General features: G+C 52.6%; 10 protein-coding genes. 9 read left to right on the forward strand and 1 reads right to left on the reverse strand.

Annotation, left to right across the window (positions count from 1 at the left end; all coding sequences use genetic code 11):
- Positions 1-3: 3 nt before the first annotated feature.
- Genes C5O22_RS10550 through C5O22_RS10560 form a run of 3 tightly spaced genes read left to right on the forward strand, consistent with a single transcriptional unit; the run spans position 4 to position 7,093 of the window.
- Complete coding sequence (locus tag C5O22_RS10550) at positions 4-2,919, forward strand: anti-phage-associated DUF1156 domain-containing protein (protein ID WP_132781619.1); 2,916 nt, start codon at positions 4-6, stop codon at positions 2,917-2,919.
- Entirely contained in the window at positions 2,916-4,367 is a 1,452-nt protein-coding gene (locus C5O22_RS10555; RefSeq protein ID WP_132781621.1) for an RNA-binding domain-containing protein, read from the forward strand. Before C5O22_RS10550 ends, C5O22_RS10555 begins: the two co-directional genes overlap by 4 nt.
- Entirely contained in the window at positions 4,364-7,093 is a 2,730-nt protein-coding gene (locus C5O22_RS10560) for a phospholipase D-like domain-containing anti-phage protein (protein ID WP_132781622.1), read from the forward strand. Before C5O22_RS10555 ends, C5O22_RS10560 begins: the two co-directional genes overlap by 4 nt.
- A gap of 103 nt (positions 7,094-7,196) precedes the next feature.
- Here the strand turns inward: C5O22_RS10560 and mgrA are convergent, their stop codons facing one another.
- Positions 7,197-8,201, reverse strand: coding sequence for an L-glyceraldehyde 3-phosphate reductase (mgrA, locus tag C5O22_RS10565; RefSeq protein ID WP_132781624.1), 1,005 nt, complete (start codon positions 8,199-8,201; stop codon positions 7,197-7,199).
- A gap of 269 nt (positions 8,202-8,470) precedes the next feature.
- On the opposite strand from mgrA, the gene C5O22_RS10570 reads away from it, so the two are divergent.
- The 6 genes from C5O22_RS10570 to C5O22_RS10595 all read left to right on the forward strand — a co-directional run bounded on the left by C5O22_RS10570 (position 8,471) and on the right by C5O22_RS10595 (position 12,668).
- Positions 8,471-8,677 carry a YgaP family membrane protein gene (locus C5O22_RS10570; RefSeq protein ID WP_132781625.1) on the forward strand — a complete coding sequence of 69 codons (207 nt, stop codon included), beginning with the start codon at positions 8,471-8,473 and terminating at the stop codon, positions 8,675-8,677.
- 68 nt (positions 8,678-8,745) lie between these two features.
- Entirely contained in the window at positions 8,746-9,207 is a 462-nt protein-coding gene (gene msrB, locus C5O22_RS10575) for a peptide-methionine (R)-S-oxide reductase MsrB (protein WP_132781627.1), read from the forward strand.
- Between the two features lie 237 nt (positions 9,208-9,444).
- Complete coding sequence (locus C5O22_RS10580; protein ID WP_132781628.1) at positions 9,445-10,395, forward strand: metal ABC transporter solute-binding protein, Zn/Mn family; 951 nt, start codon at positions 9,445-9,447, stop codon at positions 10,393-10,395.
- A 209-nt stretch (positions 10,396-10,604) separates the two neighbouring features.
- The gene (locus C5O22_RS10585) at positions 10,605-11,390 is read left to right on the forward strand and encodes a metal ABC transporter ATP-binding protein (RefSeq protein ID WP_132781630.1); all 786 of its coding nucleotides are present in this window, start codon (positions 10,605-10,607) and stop codon (positions 11,388-11,390) included.
- Positions 11,390-12,232, forward strand: coding sequence for a metal ABC transporter permease (locus C5O22_RS10590; RefSeq protein WP_132781631.1), 843 nt, complete (start codon positions 11,390-11,392; stop codon positions 12,230-12,232). The genes C5O22_RS10585 and C5O22_RS10590 overlap by 1 nt, the downstream gene beginning before the upstream one ends.
- Before the next feature lie 10 nt (positions 12,233-12,242).
- Positions 12,243-12,668: a Fur family transcriptional regulator gene (locus C5O22_RS10595; RefSeq protein ID WP_132781633.1), complete on the forward strand. Its 426-nt coding sequence runs from the start codon at positions 12,243-12,245 to the stop codon at positions 12,666-12,668.
- The last annotated feature ends 32 nt before the right edge of the window (positions 12,669-12,700 follow it).

Raw genomic sequence — 12,700 nt, forward strand, 5'->3', positions numbered from 1 at the left:
ACCATGTCTTATAAGCCCTTTATCGAAGTACAGTTCCCCCTGGCCCGGCTTTCGGCGGAAAGTTATAAGGAACGGAAAGCCGGTTCGGGTCAAACCTTGACTGGCTTAGGTAAGTGGTGGGGAAGAAAGCCCCTTATCCTGGTACGGGCTGCACTCCTTGGACTCCTTATGCCTGCTTCGGAGGACCCCCAAAAGGACCGGGAAATTTTTTATAAGATCCTTACGATGGATGAAGATGGGCTCTGGCGGCGCAAAACCAAAACCATGAGCGCCGCGGATATAGCGGAGCATCTTAGCCCCAAAGAATATGAAGGCTTCATAGAAACATCGGGTGGAAAGCCAGCCTGGGTTCGAGGTATGAGCAAAGAGGAAAAAACGAGGCTAGAACAACTTGCCTTTACCCGGCTCCCCTATGAAGAAAAACTCGCTTACTGCTGCCGACCCGAAGAGATAGATGGCCCAGGTCCGGAAGCATGGGAAGCTATCAATGCCCACCTGGGAACCCGGTCCCACAATCTCCAGGAGCTTTTTACTGAACTTTCGGAGAAGGCCTTTGGGCGCCGGGCCAGGGTGGGGGACTGTTTCTGCGGCGGCGGCTCCGTTCCCTTTGAGGCGGCCCGGCTTGGTCTAGAGACCTATGGAAGCGACCTTAACCCCGTCGCGGCCCTCTTAACCTGGGGAGCCATACACCTTGTGGGGGGCGGCAAGGAGTTACAGGAAGAAATCCGCCGGGCCCAGGAAGAGGTCTGGCAGAAGGTTGATGCCCAAATTACCGCCTGGGGCATTGAACACGATGGACAGGGCAACCGGGCCGATGCGTACCTCTATTGTGTGGAAGTACAATGCCCCGCCACGGGGCTTTGGGTGCCCCTAGCCCCAAGCTGGGTTATCAGCGAAAAATACCGGGTGGTGGCAAAGCTCAGGCGCAACGACCGGCGCGGGGGCTACGACATCGATATTGTTACCGGCGCAAGCGACAAGGAGCTAGCGGAAGCCCGGAAGGGGACCGTGCAGGACTCGGAACTGGTAGACCCGGAAGACCCTAGCCGGCGCTACTCCATTGCAAGCCTCCGGGGGGACCGGCGGGGAGAAAATGGAGAAACCATCTATGGCCTGAGGCTCTGGGAAAACGATGACCTTGTTCCCCGGCCGGGCGATGTGTTCCAGGAACGGCTCTACTGTGTGCGCTGGGTAAGCCCAACGGGCGAGCGCATCTACAAAAGCGTTACGCCAGAAGACCTGGAGCGGGAAGCGAAGGTGCTTGCCCTCCTTAAAGAGCGCTTCCACGCCTGGCAGAAAGCGGGCTATATCCCGTCGAAGAAAATTACCCCAGGTTACAATACCGAACAGCCTATCCGCGAGCGCGGCTGGACATATTGGCATCACCTCTTTAACCCGCGGCAGTTGTTGGTGCATGGGTTGTTGATGGAAAATATCCTTGAGAAGTATAAACAGAGTGTTATTAAAGCTACATTACTTTCAATGGGCAGGTTAGTTAACTGGGATTCAAAGCTCATTCAATGGTTAAGTTTAAGACCTGGAGAAGGTTCATCGCAAACATTTTCTAATCAAGCATTAAATACCTTTTATAATTATCCAATAAGAGGTTATATTACAATTAAGTCAATATTAGATACAAATATCAATAATGACAATTTAATTTTTAATTACTTATCAACCATCCTCCCCCTCGACGCCCGGGATGTGAGCTATACCGCCGACCTCTGGATTACCGACCCGCCCTACGCCGATGCGGTGAACTACCATGAGCTCGCGGACTTTTTCCTGGCTTGGTACGAAAAACATCTACCTAAGCTCTTCCCCGACTGGTATGCCGACAGCCGCGCCGCCCTGGCTGTCCGGGGCGCCGACGAGGACTTTAAAAAGAGCATGGTGGACATCTACTCCAACCTGGCCCGCCACATGAGCGACAATGGCCTCCAGCTTGTCATGTTCACCCATCAAGACGCAGGGGTCTGGGCAGACCTGGGCATGATCCTCTGGGCTGCGGGGCTCCGGGTTACCGCCGCCTGGACAATCGGTACTGAGACTTCAAGCGGCCTTAAAAAGGGTAACTATGTCCAGGGGACGGTGCTCCTCGTGCTCCGCAAGCGCACCGACACCCGCCGGGTCTGGCTCGATGAACTGTATCCTGAGGTGGAAGACGAGGTGCGCCGCCAGCTCGATACGATGCAAGGTATCGACGATACCTTGGCTCCCCAGTTTGGTGACACGGATTATCAGCTTGCAGCCTATGCGGCGGCCCTCCGGGTGCTGACCGCCTATTCCCAGATAGAAGACATGAATATAGAGCATGAGCTCTTCCGGCTCAGGGGGAAAAACGAAGAGAGCCAGTTCGAAAAGATAATTGACCGGGCAGTCCGCATCGCCACAAACTACCGTATTCCCCGGGGTATTACTAATTACACCTGGCGCAATCTGGAAGCCATCGAGCGGCTCTATCTATCTGGTCTAGAACTGGAGCGGCACGGCGAATGCCGGCAGGGAGCCTACCAGGAACTGGCCCGGGGCTTTGGGGTAAACGAATACCGCTTCTTGCTCGGCGACACAGATGCCAATATGGCCCGCTTTAAGACCGCCTCGGAATTCAAGCGGACCATCCTCTCGGTGCAGACAGGCAGCCGTGACTCTGACCAGGCCGCCTTTGCAAAAAGCCTTACCCGGCAAATCCTCTTTGCCCTCTCCGAAACGGTCAAAACCGAAAACCCCCGGGAGGGCTTTAATTACCTTAAGACGGAGCTTCCCGACTACTGGGGCCGGCGGGATGATATCATCAATCTGCTTGAATACTTTGGAGCAGCAAAGGCTATATCTGGTTTTTCCCACTGGCATAAGGATGCGGAGGCCGCAGCTCTCCTTGCGGGCCTTATCCGTAACGACTATGTAGGATCCCGATGACGAGCGAACGGCTTGCGCGGCTTTTGGCTTCCCGAGAAAAAGAGACCCTGGAGTTCAAAAAGGCGGAGCACCAGATCCCCGATTCACTCTACGAGACCATCTGTGCCTTTCTTAACCACCGGGGTGGCGATATCCTCTTGGGGGTTGATGATACGGGACAGGTTGCGGGTATCGAAAAGGAAACAGCTGAGCTGTATTGTGTTGATATCGCCAATGCCACCAACAATAGCACACTGCTCTCTCCTCCCTTTTTGTTGTACCCCGAATTAGTTCAGTATCAGGATCGTTGGATTGTGGTGATCCAGGTCCCTGAGAGTTCCCAGGTCCATAAACTCAGGGGGACCATATACGATCGCAGTGCCGATGGGGATTACCGGCTTACAGATCCGGCTGCAATTGCGCGTATTGTAAATAAAAAACGCACCTATTATTCCGAAGCGAAGGTTTATCCTTTTATCTCAGTGAAGGATTTAAGCTCTGAAACCCTAAAAAAGGCCCGTACCCGGCTGAGTACGGTTCGTCCCAACCATCCCTGGCTGGCATTGGACGATACCGCATTTTTAAAAAAAGCGGGCCTCATAAGCCGGGATATGGAAACCGGTCAGGAAGGCATTACCTTGGCGGGAATTTTGCTCTTTGGACTAGAAGAAACCATTCTTAATATCCTTCCCTTTTATAAGATTGATGCCCTTCTAAAACGCCTTAATGTGGATCGCTACGATGACCGTTGTTATGTACAAACTAACCTTATTGAAGCCTATAGCACCCTCATGGATTTTATAGAACGATCCTTGCCGGACCCCTTCTATATGGAACAGGATATACGGGTAAGCCTGAGGAACAAGATTTTTCGGGAGCTAGTAGCTAACCTCCTCGTGCACCGGGAGTACACCAAGGCAGATGTGGCCCGTATTGTTATCTATCAGGATCGGGTAGAGTGTACCAATCCCTGTACTCCCCATTGGCAGGGAAGACTGGACCCCAAATCCCTCGTACCTTACCAGAGAAACCCCCTTATTTCCAAATTTTTCTTACAACTTGGATGGGTAGAAGAAATAGGATCGGGCCTCTTGAATGTGCAAAAATATCTACCCCATTATGCGCCCCAGGGGCGGCTAGAAATTTACGAGGAAGAACTATTCAAGGTTGTCGTCCGTTTGGAAGCTACCCCGCAAGCTACCCCGCAAGCTACCCCGCAAGCTACCCCGCAAGCTACCCCGCAAGCTACCCCGCAAGCTACCGACGACCGGATTGAGCGACTCCTTAACTACTGTGTCATACCCCGATCCAGAGAAGAAATCCAGTCCTTTTTAGGTTTAAAGGACCGAGAGTATGTCAGGAAAGAAATACTCGATCCTCTTATTACTTCAGGTAAGCTTGAGCTCACCATACCGGATAAACCTCATAGCCCAAAACAAAAATATCGAGCCCGGGGTGTACCATCATGATCTATCGCCATGTATTTCAGCGATCCCGTTCCATGCCAGGGAAGCAGTTCCTGGTAGACCGGCTGAAAGGAGCGGTTGGCTATGACCGTATCGCCGGATATTTTGATAGTTCCCTCTTTGAATTGGCCGGAGAAGCCCTTGAATCGGTTCAGGGGCTTATACGAATCGTCTGTAATTCGGATATACAAGCGAAGGATGTGGAAGCTGCCTCAGCGGCGGTCCGTGAACAGGCCCAGCGGCAATCCTTTTTTAAGCAGGATCCTGAGATTTTGTCCCTGTCTGGAAGTGACCGATTTTCCCGGCTCGCTCGTCTCCTTAAAGGATCGGGCACAGCCCGCTTAGAAGTCCGGGTGCTCCCGGATGACGCCTTTGGTCTTGTGCATGGGAAGGCCGGTCTTATTACCTATGCTGATGGACGCCGTATAAGCTTTCTGGGGAGTACCAATGAAACCTTTGCAGGCTGGGCTTTGAATTACGAACTCCTCTGGGAAGATGATAGCCCTGAGGCCTGCGACTGGGTTGCTGCTGAATTTGAGCGGCTCTGGAATCATCCCCTCGCTATGCCCCTGTCCCAGGCAGTAGTAAAAGAGGTGGATCGTCTTTCGAGGCGTTTTGAAATACCCGTAGGAGAGTGGCAAAACAAACCAGAGCCAGCGAGCCTTGCTGTAGAATCTCCTGTCTATCGAGAGCAATTTGGTCTCTGGCCTCATCAGAAATACTTTGTGAGTCTCGCCTGGAGGGCCCATCAGGTTCATGGCGCACGGTTTGTTCTGGCAGACCAGGTCGGTCTCGGTAAGACGGTGCAGCTTGGTATGGTTGCCCAGCTTATTGCTCTGACATCCGATAAGCCTGTGTTGGTCCTACTCCCTAAAACACTTATGGAACAGTGGCAGATAGAGCTTTGGGATCTCTTACAGGTTCCCAGTGCCCGCTGGACCGGAACCGCCTGGATAGATGAATTGGGTTTTGAATATGTGCCTTCTAGCAAGGAGCCGCTTCTTGCATGCCCCCGTAAAATTGGACTTGTTTCTCAGGGTTTGGTTATTCGTAACCCTGAGCGTCTTCAGAATCTTTTGGAGCGGGAGTGGTCCTGTGTCATTGTGGACGAAGCCCATCGAGCCCGACGGAAAAAAATACCCCCACAGGATGAACGAGGGCCAGGAATTCGTAACCCTGAAACCGAATGCAATCGACTGTATTCGTTTTTGTACAAGCTGGCAGGGAAGACCCGTTCCTTGCTCCTTGCGACCGCTACTCCTGTACAGCTCCATCCCATAGAAGCCTGGGATTTGCTTTTTTTGTTATCCCAAGGAAACTCCCACGTACTTGGCGAAGCGGGCAGTTATTGGTTCAATCCGGAAAAAGCACTACCCTTGGCTCTTGGAGAAATCTCATTCCCTGAAGAAGATGATGAAGCCTGGCCCTGGGTTAAAAATCCCTTTCCTCCCTCATGGGAAAGACCGGAAATAAAAACTTTGCGGCAGCAGAATAATCTTGATGATACACGGGCTACCTTTCCTTTGTCATTTCAGGAATTGAGACCCGCTGATAAAACCAGGGCCAAAACGATTATCTCTAATTATGTAAATAGCCATACTCCCTTTTTAAGGTCCATAGTGCGTCGTACCAGGGGATATCTGGAACAAACTATAAACCCTGATACCAAGGAACCCTATCTTAGTCCCATTGGAGTTGAATTATTTGGCGAAAATGATCCGGTTCCCCTCGATGGTTATTTTGCTGAAGCCTACAAAGCGGCGGAGGATTTTTCACGACTCCTTGCACAACGTATACATGCATCGGGTTTTCTTAAAACACTTTTACTCCGAAGACTCGGAAGTTCTATAGAAGCAGGAAAAAAGACAATAGAAGCTATGCTGTCTCATAACCCACAGGAAGACTCAGAAGATGATACTGATGAAATAGAAAACGAAACAACGATTTCTGAGGATACGCTTTCCGAGTTATATCCTCTCACTGCTGAGGAAACAGAATTGTTGCACAAATGCTATAAGCTGCTTTGTGCTGCAGAACGGGAAGATCCAAAATGGCAGGTTATCGAGCAGTATATAAAAAATTGGAAAGCCGAAGGTTGTATACTCTTTTCCCAGTATTTTGATACCGCATACTGGGCTGCACAAAAACTGACCCAATTATTTCCCAATGAACCAATAGGTTTATATGCTGGTTCCAGGAAGTCATTGCTTTTGCTCGGGACAAGACAACTTAAAAAGGATCGGGAAGAGCTTAAGCGCATGGTAAAACAGGGAGAACTACAAATATTAGTAGGTACCGATGCCGCTAGCGAAGGACTTAATCTACAGACCTTAGGAACCCTCATCAATATAGACCTTCCCTGGAACCCGACAAAGCTGGAACAGCGGAAAGGACGGATACAACGCATAGGTCAGCGGCGGGCTTCTGTAAAAATACTTAACCTAAGGTACGAAGGTTCAGTAGAGGACCGGGTGCATGAAGTGCTTTCAGACCGGCTACAAGAAATATTTAAGCTCTTTGGCCAGATTCCCGATATAGTCGAAGATATTTGGATAGATATTGCGCTGGGAGACACAGAAAAGGCAAAACAAGAATTAGATCGAATTCCTAAGACTAATCCCTTTGACGATCGCTACAGTAAAATAGATAGGGTGCCCGATTGGGAGTCTTGCGAAACGGTAGTCAATAAGCTTGAAAAGATTGAGTTACTCAAAAAAGGTTGGAGTTAAATTGTCCCCTTTCCCCTTGAGAGTGGTCGTCCCCTTTTCTCCTTAGGCGTGGAGCTCTTCGGGCCCCACCCTCTTTAAACCGGGGCCCTCAGACCCATACTTTTTAGTTGTGCGGCCCTTCTTTCAGCACCCGGTCTATCTCTGCTAACTCTTCCGGGCTAAAGTCAAGCTTTCGGGTGGCCGCCACGTTTTCCTGGATTTGCTCCGGCCGGGATGCGCCGATGAGGGCGCTGGTAACCCGCGTATCCCGCAGGGTCCAGGCCAGGGCCATCTGGGCCAGGGTCTGCCCCCGTCGCTGGGCAATGGCGTTGAGGGCCCGAATTTTTTCAAGCACCTCGGGGGTAATCTGTTCTGGCCTGAGGAAGGGGCTTGAAGAAGCGGCCCGGGAGTCTTCGGGGATTCCCTTCAGGTATCGATCCGTAAGGAGCCCCTGAGCCAGGGGCATAAAGGCGATGACCCCCACCCCGTGTTCTTCACAGGTTGAAAGCAATTCCGCTTCTATCCAGCGGTCCAGCATGTGGTACCGGGGCTGGTGAATCAGAAGGGGAATCCCCTCACTGCGGAGGATGGCCGCCGCCTGGCGGGTAAGGTCCGCCGGATAGTTGGATACCCCCACATACAGGGCCTTGCCCTGCCGTACCGCCTGAACAAGGGCCCCCATGCTTTCTTCCAGGGGGGTCTCCGGATCGGGTCGATGGTGATAAAAGATATCCACATATTCAAGCCCAAGCCGTTTAAGACTATCGTTCAAACTCGAAAGGAGATACTTTCGGGAACCAAAATCCCCGTAGGGCCCGGGCCACATGCCATAGCCTGCCTTGGTAGAAATAACAAGCTCATTGCGATAGGGGGCAATGTCCCGTTTCAGAATTTTCCCCAGGGTTTCTTCAGCCGCCCCCGGCGGAGGTCCATAGTTGTTGGCAAGATCAAAATGGGTAATCCCGAGATCAAAGGCGGTAAGCGCCATGGCCCGGGCCCGTTCATAGGGGGTTCCTTCCCCAAAATTATGCCAGAAACCGAGGGAAATAACGGGCAGTTTAAGGCCCGATTTTCCACAGCGACGGTAGGGCAGGGTCGCATATCGTTGTTCATTGGCAGTGTATGGCATGGTGAACCTCCTCTTCCTCGGATGTATCTCTCAAACCTGTTGACAGACTCAGCAGGATAATCGAGTAAACTAATTACTTACTATATCCTCTTATTTACTTTAAAGGGAGAGGGGGTGGGAACCCCCTTGTTCAATTCCTAAAAAATTCCCACCTTTTTCCAAAATATTATTATATTAGTAATATATATTGTTCTTTATATATACCGGCGTTGCCGGTGAAGAAAAACAATACCGTCTCAGCCTTTGGTTGAAGGAAAGAGGAGTTTGATATGAAACAGAATATGGGATTAGTGGATCGCCTCGTGCGGGTAGTTCTAGCTCTTGTGGTAGGGGTGCTGGTCTTTACGGGACAGCTCACCGGTGTGGCCGCGGTGATTCTGGGAATTTTTGCGGTGGTATTTCTCCTGACTAGTGCGGTCGGCTTTTGTCCCCTCTATGTACCGCTGGGGATTTCTACGAAAAAGAAAAGTTCCTGAGAATAGGGAGCCAGGATGGGCCCTGCAAGAGAAAAAAGACCCAGGGGGTACCAGCAGGAGGGCAACATATGGAAAACAAGGATACCCTTTGTTTTATAGAACCGACAGAGGAACTGCGACAACGTTTAAGTGAAGAAGAATATGCGGTTATCGTCCAGGCCGCTACGGAGCCACCCTTCCGTAACGCCTACTGGAACAATCATGCAGAGGGTATCTACGTGGATAAAGTCGATGGGACCCCCCTGTTTGCGTCGGTCCATAAGTTTGACTCTGGTACGGGGTGGCCTAGTTTTTTCAAACCCCTTTCGCCGGAAGTTCTCGCATTCAGGGAAGACCATTCCTTTAATATGATTCGTACCGAAGTGCGCGCCGCAAAAAGCGGGGCCCACTTAGGCCATGTGTTCCCCGATGGGCCGCCACCCACGGGCCTTCGTTATTGTATCAATTCGGCGGCCCTCCGGTTTATCCCCCGGGAGAAGATGGAAGAAGCGGGGTATACGGAATGGTTGTACCTTTTTGATGAAAACTGAAGGGCCGGTATCCCCTAACTCTGAGTTGCCCTTTGTTCTGGCCCCCTGAGGAGGGAAGCCCCTGCCAAATACTCCTGCTAATATAAAGAAAACCCGGAGGGCCCTTTCATCCTGATTCTGTTCCCTGAGGAAGCACCTTTTAGCCTCCCCCTTGAAGATGCGACGGGAATTGTGTTATCTTTTTTATGAAAAATGCAAGTCATTTGCAAATTTAACAACTCAAGGAGGACCAGGTGTATGCGGTACCAGAAAAGGGGTCTTTTGTTTCTTACCGTGGTGGTTGGGATGATGCTGAGTGCCTGTGGCGGCAAGCAGACCCAAGGTGATAAACCCGTGGTGGTCGTGAGCATCCTACCCCATCGATATTTTCTTGAGCGAATTGGGGGAGATACCATCCAGAGCCTCGTCCTGGTAGGTCCGGGGCAGAGTCCCCATAGCTATGAACCTACTCCCCAGCAAATGGAACAATTAGGGCGGGCCCGGGCGTGGATCTATTCAAATACGGATTTTGAAATTACCCTGCTCCCCCGGATTAAAAAACTATATCCCCAGCTCAAACTGGTGGATGGTACGGCGGGTATGAAATTCCGCTCCCTTGAAGCCCATGAACATGAAGAAGACCATGCTGGCCACGAAGAAGGCACCCATCAAGAACACGATGGGATAACCCCTGGAGCGGAAGGAATGGAAGTGGATCGACATACCTGGTTGGGGAAAGAGGGCGCCCTGGTGTTCTCCCGGCATGTGGTGGAAACCCTTTCAGAGCTCTTCCCTTCCCATCGTTCTCAGTACGAAGAACGGTACCATGCCCTCACTCAGGAAATTGAGCAGGTCTTTGCCGAGTTGCGGCAGCAGCTAGAACCCCTGGCGGGAAGCAAGGTGTACGTGTTTCACCCTGCCTTTGGGTATTTCCTTGACGAATTTAAGTTACACCAGGTGGCGGTGGAGACCGGAGGAAAAGAACCCTCGCCCCAGGCCCTGGCGGCCCTTATCAAACAGGCCCAGCAGGATACACCGCGGGTTATCTTTGTGCAGGCCCAATTCCCCACCGCTTCCGCCGAAGCCCTTGCCAAAAGCATCGGCGCCGTGGTACTCCCCCTCGACCCCCTTGCTCCTGATTGGCTTCTTAATATCAAGAAGATGGGGGCTGCCCTGTCGGAAAGCCTGAAAAGAGAAAACCTTAAATAATCGAGACCTTGGACGAGATAGCCTTTGTGCCCTTAGCGGACTTCTTCGCCACCGCGCTCACTGCCGATTTCCGTGGGACGGAATGGGCTCCGGGCTCTTAGCGGTCTTGAACTTCCTATGAGGCCCGATGGGCAGACCTTTGGGCAAACCCTCGGGGCCTGCCCTTTTTATTCTTTTTTCTCTGTGCTACTGTTTGGTGAGGGGTGACGATGAAAGACGTGGTGGTTAATTGTGAGGACCTGGCCTTTTCCTATGAGGATGTTCCCGTGTTAGAAAAGGTCAATTTTCATCTGCACCGGGGGGAGTTTATTGCCCTGGTGGGTCCCAACGGGGCAGGCAAATCCACCCTGCTAAAGTTACTGCTGGGCCTGTTAAAACCCCAGCAGGGGCGCCTGACTATTTTAGGGAAACCCGTGGGAGAGCAGCAACGACTCATCGGGTACGTGCCCCAGCAGTCGGAATATGACCGGAGTTTCCCCATCCGGGTGCGGGAAGTAATCGCCATGGGGCGCCATTGGGGCCTCTCCCGGACATGGACGGCCCATGACGACGAAGCGGTCCAGTGGGCGGTGGACCAGGTTGATGTGCGGGAACTCCTGGACCGTCACTATGCAGCCCTTTCGGGGGGCCAGCGCCGGCGGGTGCTGGTGGCCCGGGCCCTGGCTTCCCGTCCAGAACTCTTAGTCCTTGATGAACCTACCGCGAACATGGATGGAGAAAGTGAAAAGCGGCTCTTTACTACCCTGGGGAACTTAAAGGGGACTACCACCATTCTTATTGTGACCCACGATTCGGAATTTGTCTCTTCCCTTACGGACCGGGTGCTCTGTGTGGGGGAGCGAAACGAGACAAGCGGGGCCTGTCGGGTGGTGGAACACAGGACCCGCGAAACTCCCCACGCACCCCCCGACCGCTTTGGAGGAAAGGCCCTGGAAGTGCTCCACGACGAAACCCTGCCTGAAAAAAGCTGTTGCACCAATGAGGAGACCCCCTGATGGTTCAGAGTTTTATTGCTACCCTTTTTGACCCCTCCATCCCCTTTCTTAGAAATGCCCTGCTGGCGGGCGTTCTGGCGGCGATTCTTTTTGGGGTGTTGGGCACTATCGTTACGGTAAAACGAATCGCGGGCCTGGCGGGGGCTATTTCTCACGCCGTTCTGGGGGGCATCGGCCTTGCGCTGTACCTTTCTGCCACGGGCCTGGTGCCTCATTTTTCTCCCCTTATGGGGGCCCTCCTCTTTGCGGTGCTCTCCGCGGTGGTGATAGGCCTGGTGTCTCTGACCATGAAACAGCGGGAGGACACCATTATCAACGCCATATGGGCCATCGGCATGAGCCTGGGGGTCCTCTTTATGGCAAAAACGCCGGGATATCGGGACCCCGCAAGTTACCTGTTCGGGAATATCCTTTTCATCACCTCCCAGGATTTAGTATTGTTGGCCCTTCTCGACGGCCTGGTGATTTTTCTGGTATGGCGCTATTACCCCCAACTGGTGGCCACCGCCTTTGATGAAGAATTTGCCCGGGTCCGGGGCATCCCCGTACAGGCCATCTTTCTGATCATTCTGAGCATCACCGCCATAGCGGTGGTACTGCTCCAGACCTTTGTGGGGGTGGTGATGGTGATTGCTATGCTCACCCTGCCGGCGGGTACGGCAAGCTACTTTAGCAAAAGCCTGGCGGGGATGATGGTGGGGAGTGTGCTCTACGCCCTCGTGTTTTCGGTGATGGGACTTTTCCTGGGCTGGGTCTTTGACCTTCCCGGCGGAGCCATGGTGGTAGTGCTCGCCGGAGTGGGATATATCATGGCGGGACTCATAAAACATTTTAGAAAATGAGAGAACAGGCATGACCAGAATTCGAAAACGCATCCTCCAGGTGTTACAGGGCGCCAGCGAACCCCTTTCTGCTTCTCAGGTGGCTCAGAGGGTAGGTCCCCCCTGTGACCCGGCGACGGTATACCGGGGCCTGCATTACCTTGAGGAACAGGGGCTTGCCGAGTCTTTTGTGCTATCCTGTCAGGAGCACGGCACTGAACGATACTATACGGCCTGCGAAACCCCTCAACCCTCTGCCGCCGCTTCATCCGGCGAAAGGGTGTTCCTCCCGCCCCACCGGCATTGGTTCCACTGTGAAGGGTGTCATCGGTTTATCCCCCTGGGGGTGTGTTTGCTGGACCCGGTGGTTCACCAGTTTGAACAGGAACAGCAGTGCACCGTCCGTCAACATACCCTTTATTTTACCGGCCTCTGTCGGGACTGCCGCGGGAAATAGGCCCCCTCTTTTCTTAAGGGTGCACCCAGGGC

Source organism: Treponema sp. J25 (assembly GCF_004343725.1).
Lineage (GTDB): Bacteria > Spirochaetota > Spirochaetia > Treponematales > Breznakiellaceae > J25.

Excerpts from the sequence above, each read along its gene's own strand:
- C5O22_RS10595 (WP_132781633.1), top strand. The coding sequence starts at position 12,243 with ATGACCAGAATTCGAAAACGCATCCTCCAGGTGTTACAGGGCGCCAGC.
- C5O22_RS10555 (WP_132781621.1), top strand. The coding sequence starts at position 2,916 with ATGACGAGCGAACGGCTTGCGCGGCTTTTGGCTTCCCGAGAAAAAGAG.
- C5O22_RS10550 (WP_132781619.1), top strand. The coding sequence starts at position 4 with ATGTCTTATAAGCCCTTTATCGAAGTACAGTTCCCCCTGGCCCGGCTT.
- msrB (WP_132781627.1), top strand. The coding sequence starts at position 8,746 with ATGGAAAACAAGGATACCCTTTGTTTTATAGAACCGACAGAGGAACTG.
- C5O22_RS10585 (WP_132781630.1), top strand. The coding sequence starts at position 10,605 with ATGAAAGACGTGGTGGTTAATTGTGAGGACCTGGCCTTTTCCTATGAG.
- C5O22_RS10580 (WP_132781628.1), top strand. The coding sequence starts at position 9,445 with ATGCGGTACCAGAAAAGGGGTCTTTTGTTTCTTACCGTGGTGGTTGGG.
- C5O22_RS10570 (WP_132781625.1), top strand. The coding sequence starts at position 8,471 with ATGAAACAGAATATGGGATTAGTGGATCGCCTCGTGCGGGTAGTTCTA.
- C5O22_RS10590 (WP_132781631.1), top strand. The coding sequence starts at position 11,390 with ATGGTTCAGAGTTTTATTGCTACCCTTTTTGACCCCTCCATCCCCTTT.
- C5O22_RS10560 (WP_132781622.1), top strand. The coding sequence starts at position 4,364 with ATGATCTATCGCCATGTATTTCAGCGATCCCGTTCCATGCCAGGGAAG.
- mgrA (WP_132781624.1), bottom strand. The coding sequence starts at position 8,201 with ATGCCATACACTGCCAATGAACAACGATATGCGACCCTGCCCTACCGT.